Source organism: Pseudomonas sp. p99-361 (assembly GCF_003935475.1).
In the GTDB taxonomy this organism is placed as follows: domain Bacteria; phylum Pseudomonadota; class Gammaproteobacteria; order Pseudomonadales; family Pseudomonadaceae; genus Aquipseudomonas; species Aquipseudomonas juntendi.
Genome location: NZ_RHQO01000002.1, coordinates 71,115 through 87,963, shown reverse-complemented (window position 1 = coordinate 87,963; position 16,849 = coordinate 71,115). Strand labels below are relative to the sequence as shown.

The window sequence follows — 16,849 nt, the reverse complement described above, 5'->3', positions numbered from 1 at the left end:
GCCCTGCCGGCACCATACATACAGAATGTATGTAAAAAGACACTACCACGCCTCCCAGGCCCCTACAACAGCCCACCCGTCGAGCGTTGCTCAGCCGGCGCGCGGTCGCGTCGACGCCGCGTGGTCGATGGTCAGCAGCACGTACAGCGTCTCGCCCTGCACGGCCCAGCTACCGTGAAACACATGGCCATCGGAAAACCTTTCGCCCAGGCGCTGCGAACGCAGCGCCAGCTCGAAACGCCCTTGGTCGTCCCAGTCGGTCAATTGCGCTTCGTCCATTTCCAGCTCCACGTGGCAAAGCGGAAATACTGCCTTGTAGAAGGCTTCCTTGGCACTGAAGCACAGGTAGAAGAACCGCAGCGCCTCGTCACCCCGCATCCGCTGGAAACGCTCGCGTTCCTCCGGGTGCATGGCATGCTCGGCCATCTCGGACAATTCCGGGTAGCCGACCATGTCCTCGATATCGATGCCCAGGCCAAGACACAGCCCGGCATCGGCCACGCACGCCAGCGCCAGCTTCCGGGTGTGCGATATCGACCCCACGGTGCCCAGCGGAAAACGCGCGTAACGATAAGGCCGGGCAATCGGCAACCAACCCTGCTCATGGCCCAGCGCCCCCAGCGCCGCCGCCGCACACACCCTGCCACCGGCGAACTCGCGCCGACGGGGCGCCAGTGCCGGGCCCAGCCAGCGAGCGTCATGCAACACCGCGTCACACGGCGTGCGGTAGCCCTCCAGGTCCAGGGCGAACAGCGCCAGCCCCGCCGGGGGCGGCCCCCGGAATGGCCAGACCGGCTGCGCCTCACGCATCACAACAGCTTCCTCTGCTCGGTCATGCGCAATCGGGCGTGGTAGTAGCCCGGCGCGCCATAGGTGACATTGGCCGCGGCCCCTGTGCCGCCACCATGGATATCGGTGAACACTGCGCACTGGCTGATGTAGAAGTTCTTGCAGAAGTTGATCGACAGCAACGCCCCCATCTCCTGCGAAACCTGGCGCAGCGCATGCTCCACCCCGGCATCGACGGTATACAGGCCAAGGCCCAATGCGCCATGGTGCTGACCAATGACGCGCAGTTCCGCAAGCAGGGCCCGCAGGTCAGGCGGCTGGACCAGGAACGACACCGGCCCGCGGATTTCCCGGCCATAGTGTTCGACGCTGCTGGCAAAGCCGTGGCGCACGGCAATCAGTGAAGGCGTGACGATGCAGGCGTGTGGGTAATCGGGGTCCTGTACAGCTTCGGCGCGGCGCAGCACACGGGCGAAACGGGCGCCTTCACAGGTGCGGATCTCGGCCAGGCTCTGCGCGTCCAGCAATGCCCCGAGCAGCTCGCGGGCACTGGGGAAGCGCGCCAGCACCTGCTCCACCCGCTCGACCAGGTCATGTTCGAACTGCGCCACCGACACCACGCCGTCCGCCAGGCGTATGCCTTCAGGCAGCACGTACAAGGTCTGTGGCGAGGTGCACAGCTGCGCCGAAAACGAGCACAAGCCAAAGGCCAGATTCTCGAGCATGCCGTCGTAGTCGTGGGTCGAATGCAGGAACACCGGCGTCTGGGCGCTTTGCTGGGTCATCACCCGCGCCTGCCAGGCATGCTGGCGCAGCCAGCTGCCGAACTCCGCCGCGCCCATGTAGTCGATCAGTCGCACGTCGGGGTGCAGCGCCGCCTGCCGATAGGCGGCCGGGTCGTCGCTGTGGAACAGGTTGACGATGTCATGGGGCACACCGACCTGCGCACAGGCCGCCTTCAGTGCCTTGACCGTCAGGGCCATCGGCAACACCGCCTGGTCATGGCCGACGACCACCACCGGGCAACCCGCCGCGAGCGAAGCGAACAACCCGGGATAAGCGCCCCAGGTCGGCACCACCCGTCCGGCGTAGACCAGCGACAGGCCCACCGGCATGGTCGCGAACTGGCGTGACAGGCGTTGGCTGGCGCCCTGCCCCACCACCAGCTCTGCCTCGAACCCGCCACTCAGTTCGCGAGCAGCCGCCAGCACCTGGGCCACCGACTCCAGCGCACGTGCCTGGGCGTGCACCGCATTGGCGTGAAACCCCATGAACAGGCCATGCCCACTGGTGTGCATGCCAACATGGGCAAACAGGAAGGTATCCTCGTGCAGGCGGGTGATGACCTCGCACAGCAAGGCACAACGCAGGCCGATATCGAGCTGCTGCCACTTGCGCTTGGCCGCCTCGGCCCGGCACGCCAGCAGCGGGAATGCTTCGACCCGGTAGCGGATACCCAGCTCGAAGCCGTAGGGCGAGCGTTCGCCACCTGCCCAGCGCGGGTCCACGTCGGCCGGCACCTGCGGGGTGACGTGGAACGGCGCGTCGAGCAGGCGCCTGAAACGGCTCTCGCCTTGCTCTATCTGTGCACTGTCGTAGTCGCCCAGCTCATCGGAAAACGGGCTGAACGGCTGCCGTGTGCGCACGGCCTCGATGGCCGCCTCCAGCAGTGGCCCATGTTGCGCCTGCCAGGCCTTGAGCTTGCGCGCGTTCATGCGGCGCCGTCCGTTTCCACGGCAGTGGCAAAGGCTTTGCGGCCCGGCATCTGCGCACTGAACAAGGCATCCAGCTCGCGTGCGCCCTGGGTGCGCGCCATGCGCACGAACTCGGCGGCGTCCGCGCCGACGCAGTAGTGCGTTTCAGGCGCCGCGCAGCTCAAGACTTCGAGGATGACCTGGGCGAAATCTTCCTCGCTTGTGGTCGCCTGACTTGCCAGCGCCTCGCTGGCTTCGAGAAACGCACCGAACGACGGCCCGTAGATGGCGCGGCCCTCGCCCTCGGCCTGGGCCAGTACCTGCTGGCCGGTGCTGGCGAACTTGCCCCAGATCGGCGTGTGAATGGCGCCGGGCTGGACCACGCTGACACTCACGCCCGAGTGCTCCAGCTCGCGGCGCAGGGCATCGGTGAACGCCATCTTGGCGAACTGGGCGATGGAATAGGCGCCCAGGTACGGCACGGCAATACTGCCCAGGCCGGACGTGACGTTGACCACTCGCCCTGCGCAGCGGCGCAATTGCGGCAACGCCGCCTGGGTCACCCGCAGCTGGCCCACCACATTGGTCTCGAGCTGGCGGCGCAGTTCGTCCGGGCTCAACAGCTCCAGCGGGCTGGGCACGCAGATCCCGGCATTGTTCACCAGCCCCCACAGCGGTCGGCCATCGCTGAGCTCGGCGATGCGCGCGAAGGCGTCCGCGACCGAATCGCTGCAGCCCACATCCAGGCGGATTGGCTCTACGCCCGGGACCGCGTCGAACACCCCGTGGACAGTGCGCGCGGCGGCGAATACCTGGAAGCCCTGTTGCGCGAGCAACAATGCAGCGGCGTGGCCCAGCCCGGAAGAGGCGCCGGTGACGAGTACGGATTTCTTGTGCATGACAGTTCCTTGTCGGGTCGTGGTGGCTTATTGGCTGAGTACTGCGCGGTCATCGAACAGCAGCGATGCCTGCAGGCGTTCGCGCATGCTCCTGGCCGGGGCCAGGAGCATGCCCATGTCGCGCTTCAGGCGCGGGATGAAACGGTCGTACTGCTCGACCTCGCTGAGCGCCCGCGAAGCATCGACGATCGCCCGGGCGCGCGGTTGGCGCAGTGTCTCGTAGCGGCGCAGGGCCGCCACCGGGTCACTGCCGTCGACCAGCACATGGCCCAGCACCGCGGCGTCCTCGATCGACAGCCCGGCCCCCTGGCCAAGGCTGGTGAGCATCGGGTGCGCCGCATCGCCCAGCAAGGTCACCCGCCCCTGGGACCAGGTGGCCGGGAACGAGCGGTCCTTGGCATCGACGCTGGTCACCGACTCGCTGGGGGTGCTGCGCATGATGTCGCCGACGATCGCCGGCCAGCCGGCATACACCTGCGCCACATCGGCACTGGACCCTTGCCACTGCTGGGCCTGCCGGTTGGGCATGTTGGCTGTGCCCCACCAGTACACCCAGCCATCGCCGATATCGATGATGCCGACCCGCTTGCCCTTGCCCCAGTAATGCACCACATAGCCCGGTGTGATCTGCGGGTGGCTGTATCGGACCAGCGCCAGCCAGCAGATATAGCCGGCCTCCTGCACCACGCTGCGCACGCCCATGGCCTCGCGCACCGCCGAGTGGTAGCCGTCGGCACCCACCAGGATGTCGCCGGCCGCCACGCTGCCATCCTCGAAACGCACCTGCACACCGGACGCGTCCTGTTCGAAACCGGCGAAGCGTTTGCCCAACTCGATCGGTGCCTCGCCCAGGGTGTCCAGCAATGCCCGCTGCAGGTTTTCACGCGAGATACAGACGCTGGGCGCCCCTTGCGCCTCGGCGATTTCCTGGAACGGCAGGCGTTTGAGCAACAGCCCCGAACGGTGGCGAATCTCGAAGTCGAGGATCGGAGCGCCGTAGCGCTCCAGCCCCAGGTCGACACCGAGTAATTTCTGCATCGCCGCACTGGCGTTGGACATCACCGACAGGCCCGACCCCGAGGCCCGCAGGGACGGCGACTTCTCGTACAGACGTACACCCCATCCCGCCTTTTTCAAGGCAATGGCGGCGGACAGCCCGCCAATGCCGGTACCAATGATCAGTGCCACAGGTTTACTGCTCATGACGCGCTCCCTCGTTGAATTTCATCCATGATTGCCGCGACCAGAGGGCCGACGAAGGGCTCCTCCATGATGGTCAGGTGATCGCCCTCGACCTCCACCAGGCGCACCTGCCCCGAGGTCTTCGCCGCCCAGCCGTTGAGCGGGTCGTTGTATTCGCTGCGGATGGTGTCGTGCATTTCCCGCAGGATCCGCGGCAACGGCTTGCGCGCACGCACCAGGGTGATGTCCAGGGGTGGACGCTTGGCCTGGTAGTTGTATTCGGTGGCGGCATCCCAGTTGTTGCGGTAGACCTCGAACAGGCGCTGCATCACGGCCTTGGTGCTGCCCTCGGGAATGGCACCGATGGCAATGGCGTGGTCGGTGATGTAGTCGAAGCGCGCCTGCAGGCTTTCGATATGCGCAGGTACCAGTTGCACCGGCAATTCGCTGCCGCGCGAGGTCCACAGCAGCTCCCAGAAGAACCAGCTGAGCAGGCCGTCGTCGCTGGCCTTGCCACGGGCCTGGTCGCTCAAGGCCATGGTGTCGAGCACCAGCACATTGTCGACCCGCTCGCCGGCGGCGATCAGTTGGTTGGCGATCTCGAATGCGACGAACCCCCCATACGACCAGCCGCCGATCAGGTACGGGCCGTGTGGCTGGACCTTGCGCAGCGCTTCGATGTAGAACGCCGCCTGCGCTTCGACGCTGGCGATCGGCTGCGAGCCCAGATCCACGCCGGAGGCCTGCAGGGCGTACAGCGGCTGGTCTTGCGGCAGGTGCGGCAGCATGCGCAGGTACGACAGGATGTTGCCGCCCATCGGGTGCACCAGGAACAATGGCGTGCGCTGCCCTGTGCGGCGCAGCGGCACCAGCGGGTCGAACTTGAGCTGCCCGCCGTCGCGCTCGATCAGTTGCGCGAGCTTTTCCATGGTCGGCGCACTGACGAACGCCGATAACGGCACGTTGATGCCATACAGCTTCTCCACCAGCACCACCAGGCGCATGGCCGTCAGCGAGGTGGCACCGCAATCGAAGATGCTCTGTTCAGGGGCCAACTGCGGGATCTTCAGCAGCTCGGAGGCCAGCTGGCACAGGCGCGTCTCATACTCGCCACGCGGCTCACGCAGGCCCTGACGGGCCCCCAGGTGCAGCTCCCGCGCGCGCAAGGCGGCATCGTCGCGTTTACCGCTGGGGGTGGTGGGCATGCGGTCGATGTTCACGATGTGGGTCGGCACCATGTACGCCGGCAGCTGTTCGGCCAGTGCTGCGCGCAGCGCATCGAGCTGCTCGTCGTGCCCGCCGGCACTCACCAGGTAGGCCACCAGGTAAGCATCGAGCTGGTCGCGCGGGCGGGCGATCACGGCCACTTCGACCGGTTCGCCCAAGGCCTGGAAGAAGCTCAGGATCTTCAGTTCGATTTCCGAAGGCTCCACCCGATAACCGCGCACCTTCACCTGGCTGTCGTTGCGCCCGAGGCTGATCACTTCGCCCTGCAACGCGCGGATACCGATGTCGCCGGTCCGGTAGTAGACGCGGCCCGGTACATGGGGGTTGGCCACGAACTTCTCGGCGCTCAGCTCTGCGGCACGGTAGTAACCACTGGCCAGCGCCTGGCCGTAGATGCACAGCTCGCCTGGCACGCCATCGGGCACCAACTGCCCGTGCTCATCGAGGATCAGTACCCCGACACCATCGATCGGCCGCCCGATCGGCGGTAATGCCGGGAAACGCCGAGGGTCGCCGCTCATGGTGTGGCTGGTCACCACGTGGGTTTCGGTCGGCCCGTACTGGTTCTCCAGCAGGCTGGCCGGCAGGTGCTGCATCAGCGTGCGGATTTCCGGGGTGACGCGCAGTTGCTCACCGGACGACCCGACCACCCGCAGGGAGCGGGGGTACAGGTCCAGGGTGGCGGCAGTCTCGGCCAGCTGCTGCAACGCGACGTAAGGCAGGAACACGCGCTGCACGGCGTGTTCGTCGAGGTGGCGCAACAGCGCGGCCGGGTCGCGTCGCTCGGCTTCGCCGATCACGTGCAAGGTAGAACCGGCCGCCAGGCTGGCGAAGATTTCCTGGAACGACACGTCGAAACTCAACGGCGCGTACTGCAGGGTGGATGCCACCGCGCCGCTGCCGACGCGGTTCTGCCAGGCCACGAGATTGGCCAGCCCACGGTGGGGCATGGTCACGCCTTTGGGCGTGCCGGTGGAACCCGAGGTGAACAGGATATAGGCCGGGTCGTCCGCCTCGATCAACGCGACCTGCGCCAAGCCTTTCAGGCCGGAAGGCGCGGCGGCGTCGAGCACCAGCTGTGGCACCTGGCCCGGCAGGCCATCGACCTCGGCACGGGTGACTACCAGCTTCGGCGTGGCCATGCCGAGGATCAGTTCGATGCGGCTGGCCGGATAGGCCAGATCGATCGGCAGGCACACCGCGCCCAGGGCGGCGATGGCCACCACCGTGGCGATTTGCTCGAACGACCTGGGCAACGCCACGCCGACCACATCGCCCTGGGCCGCCCCGGCATCTGCCAGGCGTGCCGCCAGCGTGGACACTTCACGCCACAGCCTGGCGTAGTCCCACTGGCCCTGGGCACCGACCAGCGCCGCGGCCTGGGGCCGCCGACGCGCCATTTCGGCTATCTGCCTGGGCAGCGGAACAAAGCCATCATCCTTGCCAGGCAGCAGCCATTGGCCGGCTTCGGCGATTGAGCGGCCAATCGCCACCGGCGCCTGAGGCGCATGAGCCATGCCGGCCAGCGCCTGGTTGAACAGGCTGGCATAGACCCGTGCCTGTTCGCGGGCATAGCGCGATGCGTCCATGTCGACCCGCACGCTTACACCGTCGCCGGAGACGTCGCGCATCACGTTCGCAAGAATGGCGAAGCTGGTCTCTTCCAGCGGCTCGAACGCACGAATGCCGATGCCGGCCCGGGTCGAGACATCTTCCAGGACGTGGAAGTGGATGTAGTTGAACGCCGTCGCCAGCGTCAACCCCGGGCAACTTTCCTGAATGGCGCTCAACGGCAGGCGACGATGCCTGTGGCTGTGCTTGTCGAGCCGGTTCAGGCGCTCGACCAGCCCCTGCCAGTGGCCGTCGAGTTCGACGCGCAGCGGCAAGGTATTGAGGAACAGCCCAAGGATATGCTCGGAATGTGCGATTTCCGGCCGGGCATGGGTGACCACCCCGGTGGTCACCTCACGCACGCCGCTCATGGCACCGATCGCCAGGCAGTGGGCAGCCTGGTAATACAACTTGATCGGCAGGTGCGCCGCCCTTGCCGCCCGGCCAAGGGCGGCATCCAGCAGCCGGTCGATTTCGAAGCGGTAGCAGAACACCCCTTGCGTCGGTGCATCCAGGTAACCTGCCAGGCCGGCCGGCAGTGTATTGGCAGCGCCTTCCAGGTAGGCCTGCCAGTAGCTGCGGTGCGCCTGCTCGGCCAGCGCCGTCCGTTCGTCCTGGATGAACAGAGATGGGTTCGGCAAGGCCTGCGGCGAATACTGCAGGTCGGGCTGGCCACCGTTGGCGTAGGCCAGCAGCAGTTCGCGCATCAGGTTGGCGACACTGCCGCCATCGAGGATCGCGTGGTGGAAGCTCAGGATCAGGTCGATGCCGCCGTCGGCTGCGCCGGGGAACACGGTGACGTTGAACAGCGGCCCCTCGGCGAAGCGATAATCGTGCCGCGCCCACGCCTGCATGTGCCGTTCGATGTCACGCTCGCGCCTGCCCGCCTCGGGGTTGGCCACTGCCAGCACGTCATCGACGGCCAGGTACTTGCCGATCAACTGCAAGGGCCTGCCGTAATCGTTAAGGTTGAAGCGCGTGCGCAGCGCAGGGTGGCGCTCGATCACACCGGCCAGCGTATGCCGCAGCGCAGGCTCATCCAAATCACAGTCCAGGGTGTAGCGGAACACGTCCTTGTAGGCCCGCGCCTGGCGAGTTTCGCGGCTGTGGAACAGCAAGCCCAGCTGCAACTGCGAGACCGGGTAGGCATCGACACAGGTTTCACCCAGGCGCTTGCGCTCCACATCGCTGACCAGGGCGAACGGCGGCAAGGCTTCGCGAGCCTGCGCGGTGCCCTGGCCCTGCTCCCCCAGCCAGTGGGCCAGGGCACTCAGGCGGGTATGCTCGCCCAACGCCGAGAGGTCGGCCTCGTAGCCATGATGCTCCAGCTCCGAACGAACCTTGAGCATCAGGATCGAATCGCCGCCCAGCGAATAGAAGTCGTCGTCGCAGGCAATTGCCTGCTGGCCCAGGACCTTGCACCAGATGCCGGCAACCAGCGACTGCAGTTCGCCTTCGGGCAGCGCCAACCTCGCCACCGTCTCGCCCGAGGCCGCCTGCAGCGCCCGGGCGCGATCGAACTTGCCGTTGGGTGTGAGAGGCATCTGTGCCAGCGCGACAAACCGCGCGGGGACCATGAACGCCGGCAGGCGGGTTGCCAGTTGCCGCCGCAGGCTGCGCTCATCAAGGGGCTCGCGGCTGACGTACACGGCCACCAGGTGTTTGCCGCGAACTTCGTCCTCCTCCACCAGCACTTCGGCATTGAGCACCTGTGCCTGGGCCAGCATAGCGCTCTTGATTTCACCCAGTTCGATACGGTTACCACGGATCTTGACCTGGCCATCCATGCGCCCCAGGTACAAGATCGAACCGTCCTCGGCCCAGCAAGCCAGGTCACCGGAGCGGTACCAGCGGCGGTTGTCGTGGGTGTCGGTAATAAACCGTTCGGCTGTCAGTTCTGCGCGATTGAGATAACCGCGGGCCAGTTGCACACCGCCGATCTGCAACTCGCCGGGAATGCCGATGGGCTGGCGCACACCGTGCTGCGAGACGATGCGGATCGAGGTGTTGTGAATCGGAAAACCGATTGGTACAACATCGATGTCGGCCGGGCCGTCCAGCGCCAGCTCGTAGTAGGTGACATCGACGGTCGCCTCGGTCGGCCCGTACAGGTTGACCAGCCGTGGCGCACGCCGGCCCTCGCCGAACAGCTGGCGATAGCGGTTGACCACAGCCGGGCTCAAGGCCTCGCCGCTGGTGAACAGGCAGCGCAGGCTGGCCACCGAATCCGCCAGCTGATGGTCATCGACCAAGGCCTGGACGTAGGGTTCGAGCATCGAAGGCACGAAGTGCGCCACCGTGACCCCCTGGGTGCGAATAGCGTCGATCAGCGCCCGCGGGTCGCGCTGGGCGCCAGGAGCCAGCAGCGCCACGCTGGCGCCGGTCATGCTCCACCAGAACAGCTCCCAGACCGAGACGTCGAAAGACACCGGGGTCTTCTGCAGGATCACGTCGGTGGCGTCCAGCGGGTGGAGCGCCTGCATCCACTCCAGGCGATTGACCACACTGTGATGCTCGACCACCACGCCTTTCGGGCGCCCGGTGGAGCCTGAGGTGTAGATGACATATGCCGGGTCGCGGGCACGGGCCTTGCTGCTGCCCTGCCCCGCAGCGATGCGCCCGCTGGCCACGGCGTCGATGTCGAACCAGCGCGGGTCGTCCTGGGCGATGACCTGGGGCAGGTCGGAAATCACCCGCTTCGCCTGGCTGTCTTCGAGCATGTACTGGATGCGGTCCTGGGGGTACTCGCTGTCGATCGGCAGGTAGGCGGCCCCGGTCTTGAGCACGCCGAAAATGGCCGCGAGCATGCGTGGTGAGCGCGCCAGCGATACCGCGACGATGTCGCCCCGGCCCACGCCACCCTGCTCCAGCGCCACGGCCACCGCCGCGGCCCAGGCATCGAGCTGGGCATAGCTGAGCTCAGTACCGTCGTCGCACAGCACCGCGCGCTGCTGCGGGTTGCGCCCCGCGCAGGCCTCGAACAATGACATCACGGTCTCGTGTTCGCTGTAAGGAACGCAGGGGCCGTCCTCGAAGCCTTCGAGGGTGTTGGCCTGCTCTGCGGTCAGCAGGTTCATCGCCGAGACCGGCTGGTCGAGGTGGTCCTGGAAGCATTCGACCAGTTGCACGAAGGTGTCGAGGAACTCGGCCGCGCAACGCTCGTTGGCGAACGCACTGCTGTTCAGGCAGACCTCGCCGCGTACGGCGGCGCAATCGCCATAGCTGTGCAGGTGGATGGCCACGGCGTCCTGGCTGTGCACATGGGCGACGCTGCGCAGGTCATCCACCCCCAGGCCGTCGAGGTGATGGGCCGGATAACGCAGGTAGGAAATGCTTGCATCGAACAGCTGGCGCGGGTGGCCCGCGCGCGCCAACGTCGACACCAGGCGGCCGAACGGCAGCGACTGGCGGCCTTTGAGAAACGCCACCTCCTGCTTGATTGCCGTGGCGATCTCGCGGAAGGTCTGCTGCTCGTTGACCGACACGGCGACGGGCAGCGTGTTGGCGCGTTGGCCGACCTCGACCAGGTTATCGGCATCGCGGTTGAGGAACGGCACCCCCATGAAGAAACGTTCGCTGCCATATTGGCAGGACAGCAGCACGGCCAGTGCCGCCGATACGCTCATGAACGGTGTGATGCCGCCCTCCAGTGCCTGCTGCACGTCATCGGCCGCCAGGCGGAAGCTGCGCCGGTAGGCAGGCGCACTGGAGCAGGCGGCGACCCCGGACTTGCCGAACAGCATCGGCACCGCCTCGCCGTAACGCCCCGCCACCTCGTCGATGGCCTGCGCGTAGTCACCGGGTGCCAGCGCTGCGGCAAGCGCACGCCCTGACTGCGAGGCCTGGCGCAAACGCACGCTGCCACCGTCATGGGCGTCGAGAATCTTGCGGGCCAGCACATCCAGCGCCCAACTGTCGGCAACCAGGTGGTGGGCACGAATTATCAGCCAGGTGCGGCTCGCGCACTGCCCCACCGCCACGTTGAGCAACGGCTCGCCCGTCAGGTCCCAGACCTTGTGTGCCCATTGCTCGAAAAACGCCTCGGCATCGGCCTCATCGACGAAGGTGCAGCTCTGCACGGCACTCGGTGCCCCTGCGTTCACGGCCTGGGCGATCCCTTGACGCTCACCATGCACGCGGGTGCAGGCCGGTTCGCCCTGCATCACACGCCCGGCGGCCTCATGCAGCGCTTGCGGGCCGATGGTCGAAGGCAGGCGCAGGCTCAGCGCCACGGTGAACTGGTGAGTCTGCAGGCCACGCTGTGCCTCCACCCAGACATCCAGGGCAAAGGCGCTCAGGGCCTGCGTTTGATGGGGGGCCGGTTGACCGGCATTGATCGCGACGTTCATGGCTTATCTAACTCCATTTAGATGGTGGATTCCTGTTCAGGACCGCACCGTGCAGCTCCCTTGTTCAGGAGCCATGCCAAGGTGACGACACCCTGCTTCCTGAGACCGCGCGAATAATGTCTCTCGGTGACAATTTATGTCAAGAGACATGTTTACTACTGTGAATTTTAATAAAATTGCGCAAATGGCAGATAAGAACCATAATTCCCCATTTGCCCATTGATGGGGCCAAATAGAGGAGCGCTGGAGTGACAGAAAAACAAGAAGTGGGGCGCCGCGAGCGCAAGAAGCTCATGCTGCGTGAGGCCCTGATCACAGCCGCCTACGAACTGTTCGCCGTGAAAGGTTTCGATGAGACCCGCGTAGAGGACATCACCGAGCAGGTCGATGTCTCCACCCGGACCTTCTTCCGCTACTTCGCGTCGAAGGAGGATGTGGTGCTCGACTACCAGGAAGCCGAGCATGAGGATTTCATGGCCGCGCTCAACCGTAGGCCCACCGGCGAGCCCGCGCTGAGTGCGATTCACCATGCGGCGGTGGAGGTGGTCAGGGGTTGCGAGAGCGGCTCTTACGGTTTCGATGCCGACCGTTTCATGACCTTACAGGAGTTGCTGCGCAGTCACCCGCTCGTCAGGGCCAAGAACTTGCAAAACTCTGTAGAACGCAGGGATTCAATCGTCAAAATGATCGCCCTACGTATGGGCACCGACTCCGTCCAGGATATTCGCCCAACAGTGCTGGTGTGGGCACTAGATTATGCGCATCTCGCTGCACACGATCTGTGGAAGAAGAATCCAGGCATCCCGTATTCAGACGTCCTCGACAAAATCTTTGGAGTAATTGAACAAGGTCTGAATTTCCAAGCGTATCCACTGCTTCAGCCAGACCTTCAGCAGCAGAAATTCAATAACCCGGTTTGTGACGATGCACAGTATCAAGGTTCCATTCACCATTCAAAAAATGTTATCGGGCAGAATACCAAGTGACGATAAATCCTCGCAGGTAATTGTGGGAGGGCGTTCTGCGACTTCTACCTGTGTCTCTTCATCTTCACCGACAGGAAGGTAACACCTGAAGGGGTTGCTCGACTCGCTCAGTTGTGTACACCTCACGCTCACCTTTCGCTGATCTTTTTCAGAAAACTACAGGTACACCCCCTTGAGAGGCTGCTTGTTGCGGATGTGCGTCATCGCCTAGTGATCCATTTCGGGCGGAATTTAATTAAACCCTTAACTATTTTGTAAGCGATGCAGTTTAATAAGCACCCTGCAAAGCGCTGATTAGTGTACAAATCCAATTTTCCGTTCATAACCTTTTGATTTATATGAATGCCCAAATGTTTTTTGGGGATCCGGACAGTCTTTAGGGGCGATGAATCCGGTTAATGGCTGAGCTTCAATACAAGAATCGACACATCGCTTGCACAGCTCTCACTTCCTGGGCGATCACACAGCCCTACGGGTTGCGCTGTCGCGCAGAGTTCCCAATTCGCAAGCGACTCGCGGGCTGTATGGGAGCGGGCGTGTCGAGGCGTCCAACCGCCGCGAAGAATCCAACGCGGTGGCTGGCACCGGCTACGCCGGTATTCGCGGCGGTTCGACGCCTCGACATGCCCGCTCCCACAAGCCCCCCGCTAAATCGATAAGTTGTGGATTGTTACATGAGAGAGCGCCGAATCCGCCGCGTTGAAACCACCCATGAAGACCCTGCCATCAGTGTGTTCCTGGGTTTGCTGGAGGCTGATATCCGAAGCGGACGCAACCTCACCACCCTGCCGGAAGACTTGGCGCAAACCATGCTCGCCAACGCAAATCACCCGGTAAACCTGAACGAAGATAGCGAGGGTGAGGTCGCGATCTGATGCTGCAGCTGTCTCGGGCATTGATGACTGGGAGAACGTCCTGGCTGGCAGATGCACCCAAATGCATGTTCGTACCGTCGCGCATTGTGCCGACAGTGTTCGCCTGGAGCATCATGCCCGCCCTGCAAAGCACCTACCCTCCCCCGGTCAACGGTGTAAACCCGCCACCCCGCCACCCGATCCCATGGAAGCCCTGGACATGCTTACCCACTTCAGACCTGCCGAGGCCTCGGACGCGCCCGATATCGCGCGCTTCTTTCAACTGACATCAGAAGGCATGGCCGATTACATATGGAGCAAGCTGGCCGCGCCGGGAGAAGCATTGCTGAGTGTGGGTGCGGCTCGCTATGCCAGGGAACAGGGCGATTTTTCATACAAGAACTGCCTGATGGCCACCTGCGAAGGTCGCGTCATCGGCATGATGCACAGCTATGCACTGCATGCGGCCCCTGACCGGCAGGTCGAGACAGACCCGGTACTCGCGCCTTACGCCGACATGGAAATACCCGACACCCTGTACATCTCCAGCCTGGCCCTGGATGAGGCCTGGCGCAGCCAGGGCCTGGGCGTGCAGTTCCTTCGCCACGCCCAGCAACGCGCCGAGGACCTCGGCTTGCAGGGCCTGTGCCTGATCGACTACGCGGAAAACCACGGTGCACGGCGCTTCTACGAACGCCATGGCTTCAAGATCGTGAAAACCTGCCAGATCGTGCCGCACCCGATGCTCGCCGTCACCGGCGAAGCCTATTTGATGTATCGCCCTAACCCCCAACCCGCTCGAGAAATAACCATGACCCAGAAACTGACCGTGTTCCGCGAAAGGGATATCCAACCGGTGCGCGACCTGCCCTTCTTCGAAGAGGTGGTGGAAGGCGACCCGCACACGCTGACGTCCAAGTACTACCACGATGAACAGCAGGGTCGTATTTCCGGCGAATGGGAGGCCAGTACCGGAGCGTGGCGTATCGACTACAAAGTCTGGGAATTCTGCCATGTGTTGAGCGGGCGCTGCGTGATCGAGCTCGACGGCTGTGCGCCGGTCACCCTCGCCGCAGGCGACACGTTCATCATCGAGCCCGGCGCCAAAGGCAAGTGGACTGTGCTGGAGGACATGAAAAAGAACTTCGTGATCCTCGTGCCCGCAAACTAGTCGGCGCAGGCGCGTGGGCGCGCCTTTCAATTCAGCGGCGTGACGCTTCCACGGCGCTGAATACCAGCATGCCCACGAGCATGGCCGCCACGAACAGCCAGGCTTGCCAGTATCCGCCTACCAGCAGCACCAGTGCCGGGCCCGGGCAGATGCCAGCGATCCCCCAACCGACCCCAAACATGAGGCTGCCGCCCACCAGCCGCCGGTCGATGTCGCGCCGCGTCGGCAACTGCATCCGGCCACCCAGCAACGCCACGCTGTGCCGCCGCGCCCAGGTCATGGGCAGCAACGCGATGCCGATGGCGCCAACCATGACCAGCGCCAGGGAGGCATCCCAGCGCCCTGCCAGGTCGAGAAACCCGAGCACTTTCGCGGGGTTTGCCATGCCGGAGAGCAACAACCCCAGGCCGAACAACACGCCAGCCAGAAAACCACTGAGCCGCTGCATGTCAGTTACCTGCCAGCACATGACGAAGGATAGAGACGGTGGCAAACCCGGCCACCATGAAACTCAGCGTTGCTACTGCCGAGCGCGGCGACAATCGGGAAAGGCCACACACACCATGGCCGCTGGTGCAGCCTGCGGCGTAACGGGTGCCGAGGCCGACCAGCAGCCCGGCGGCGACCAGCCACCCGGGCGAAACCGTAAAGTGCGCAGGCGGCAGGGCCGTAAACAGTTGCCACAGCAACGGCGCGGCGAGGATGCCAAGCAGGAATGACGCTTTCTCGCCACGCCCCTCTCCGCCACGTTGCAGCAACGACCCGAGCAGGCCGCTGATACCCGCGATACGCCCATTGGCCACGGCAAACAGCGCAGCAGCCAGGCCGATCAAGGCGCCGCCTGCCAGCGCCGTCCAAGGGGTGAAATCGTTCATGCACAGCGCCTCGAAGAATGCCACGTAAGGGAAACACCGACGTCGACATTATGGCATTGCTGGCAGGCAGCCTCCATTGACGGTCGCGAACAGTGTCTGTGCCAACGCACCGCAGGTGCTGTCGTGCAGCCCATCACAACTGCCAAGTCAACCTTGAGAACGCTCGGGCGAGATCACCAGCACACTGGACGACAAGCGATGCAGTACCCGTTCGGCCGTACTGCCAATGAACCAGCCAATACCGCGGTGGTGATAGCTGCCCATCACCAGCACGTCGGTGTCATGGTTGTCCATGAACAGGGCCAGCGCCTTGGCCGGGTCACCGATGCGCATATGGCGGTGCTCGGCCGCTATGCCGTTGCGCTCAGCCAGCGCCTGGAAGGCATCGCTCTGGGCTTCATGAAGTGTGTGCGCCAAGTTGGAGTCGAACAGGAAGGCGTGTTCCCGACTACCGTCGGCGTCCAGGTACATCGAGCCCAGGTCGTAGGCATAGAGCAACTCGATTTGCGCATTGCACTGCAAGGCCAGTTTCAGCGCCTCGCTGATGATCTGGTCATTGAAACCCTCGATCTGATCCTCTGGCCTGGACAAGTCCACCGCCGCCAGGATGGTGCGGGGCCATGCTCGGCAGACTTGACGTTTGTCAACTGACGCGCTCACGACAACGGCATTCATCCCAACGCGGGTATTTGACGCAGATCAACCGGTTGCCGGACGCCAGGCACAACCTGACCCCATCGCAACGCCCTCACCCGTCAGGCAAGGTATCGTCAACCTGCGCGGCAGCCTGGTGGAAACACTCGACATGCCGGCTCTGCTGGCCCTGGAGAAAGGCGAGCCTGCCAATGGAAGACTGCAAGCCCTGACCGTGCCATGCTAGATACGCTGATGGCAGTAGCGCCGCTGCTGCGCAATCGATAGAGGTTCACTAGCATGGACGACCCACTCGCCAAACTCGACCACTACATCGAAACCCTCGGCCCCATCGCCGATGCCCTCGAGCAGCAGGTTGGCCCCTGCCCCGGTACGCGCCCAGCGCTGATCGCGTGGCTGATGGAATGGAAGGGCAGCCACCCGGCACACAGTAAAATCGAGGGTGATCCGCCCTGCTTGCCTGCCAGCCTGAAAGCGGCCTACCGCCAATGGGCGAAACTGCAGGCCAGCGAATAAAGGTAAACAGCCCGCTTAGCGATTGCCGCAGGCCGCTGCGCA

The 16,849-nt window shown here is 64.4% G+C and carries 10 protein-coding genes and 3 pseudogenes; 5 read left to right on the top strand and 8 right to left on the bottom strand.

Annotated features, from left to right (window positions below):
- Positions 1-90: 90 nt before the first annotated feature.
- From EGJ22_RS01700 to EGJ22_RS01680, 5 genes are read right to left on the bottom strand one after another with little or no spacing between them, the layout of a single operon-like run.
- Complete coding sequence (locus tag EGJ22_RS01700; RefSeq protein WP_029884795.1) at positions 91-810, bottom strand: 4'-phosphopantetheinyl transferase; 720 nt, start codon at positions 808-810, stop codon at positions 91-93.
- Positions 810-2,504 carry an aldehyde dehydrogenase family protein gene (locus tag EGJ22_RS01695; RefSeq protein WP_029884794.1) on the bottom strand — a complete coding sequence of 565 codons (1,695 nt, stop codon included), beginning with the start codon at positions 2,502-2,504 and terminating at the stop codon, positions 810-812. Before EGJ22_RS01695 ends, EGJ22_RS01700 begins: the two co-directional genes overlap by 1 nt.
- Positions 2,501-3,382 carry an SDR family NAD(P)-dependent oxidoreductase gene (locus EGJ22_RS01690; RefSeq protein ID WP_033744153.1) on the bottom strand — a complete coding sequence of 294 codons (882 nt, stop codon included), beginning with the start codon at positions 3,380-3,382 and terminating at the stop codon, positions 2,501-2,503. The genes EGJ22_RS01695 and EGJ22_RS01690 overlap by 4 nt, the downstream gene beginning before the upstream one ends.
- A 27-nt stretch (positions 3,383-3,409) precedes the next feature.
- Positions 3,410-4,585: an FAD-dependent monooxygenase gene (locus tag EGJ22_RS01685; protein WP_029884792.1), complete on the bottom strand. Its 1,176-nt coding sequence runs from the start codon at positions 4,583-4,585 to the stop codon at positions 3,410-3,412.
- Entirely contained in the window at positions 4,582-11,751 is a 7,170-nt protein-coding gene (locus EGJ22_RS01680; protein WP_125920110.1) for a non-ribosomal peptide synthetase, read from the bottom strand. Before EGJ22_RS01680 ends, EGJ22_RS01685 begins: the two co-directional genes overlap by 4 nt.
- Positions 11,752-11,999: 248 nt before the next feature.
- Between EGJ22_RS01680 and EGJ22_RS01675 the strand changes: the two genes are divergently transcribed.
- The 4 genes and pseudogenes from EGJ22_RS01675 to EGJ22_RS26045 all read left to right on the top strand — a co-directional run bounded on the left by EGJ22_RS01675 (position 12,000) and on the right by EGJ22_RS26045 (position 14,762).
- Positions 12,000-12,737 (top strand): TetR family transcriptional regulator, encoded by a 738-nt coding sequence (locus EGJ22_RS01675; RefSeq protein ID WP_080709189.1) that lies wholly within the window; start codon positions 12,000-12,002, stop codon positions 12,735-12,737.
- A 689-nt stretch (positions 12,738-13,426) separates the two neighbouring features.
- Positions 13,427-13,612 (top strand): annotated as a pseudogene (locus EGJ22_RS01670) (AbrB family transcriptional regulator); the annotation flags it as partial.
- Positions 13,613-13,796: 184 nt separating this feature from the next.
- Positions 13,797-14,375: pseudogene (locus tag EGJ22_RS26050) on the top strand (N-acetyltransferase family protein); the annotation flags it as partial.
- A 27-nt stretch (positions 14,376-14,402) separates the two neighbouring features.
- Positions 14,403-14,762 carry a cupin domain-containing protein gene (locus tag EGJ22_RS26045; RefSeq protein WP_050492186.1) on the top strand — a complete coding sequence of 120 codons (360 nt, stop codon included), beginning with the start codon at positions 14,403-14,405 and terminating at the stop codon, positions 14,760-14,762.
- A gap of 31 nt (positions 14,763-14,793) precedes the next feature.
- Here the strand turns inward: EGJ22_RS26045 and EGJ22_RS01660 are convergent, their stop codons facing one another.
- From EGJ22_RS01660 to EGJ22_RS01650, 3 genes and pseudogenes are all read right to left on the bottom strand, one after another.
- Positions 14,794-15,210, bottom strand: a complete 417-nt coding sequence (locus tag EGJ22_RS01660; protein ID WP_009685506.1) for a DUF6691 family protein — start codon at positions 15,208-15,210, stop codon at positions 14,794-14,796.
- A gap of 1 nt (position 15,211) precedes the next feature.
- Positions 15,212-15,637, bottom strand: a complete 426-nt coding sequence (locus tag EGJ22_RS01655; RefSeq protein ID WP_029885617.1) for a YeeE/YedE family protein — start codon at positions 15,635-15,637, stop codon at positions 15,212-15,214.
- Positions 15,638-15,784: 147 nt separating this feature from the next.
- Positions 15,785-16,261, bottom strand: a pseudogene (locus EGJ22_RS01650) (universal stress protein); the annotation flags it as partial.
- Between the two features lie 309 nt (positions 16,262-16,570).
- Here EGJ22_RS01650 and EGJ22_RS01640 point away from each other — a divergent pair.
- Positions 16,571-16,807, top strand: a complete 237-nt coding sequence (locus EGJ22_RS01640; RefSeq protein ID WP_009685509.1) for a hypothetical protein — start codon at positions 16,571-16,573, stop codon at positions 16,805-16,807.
- The last annotated feature ends 42 nt before the right edge of the window (positions 16,808-16,849 follow it).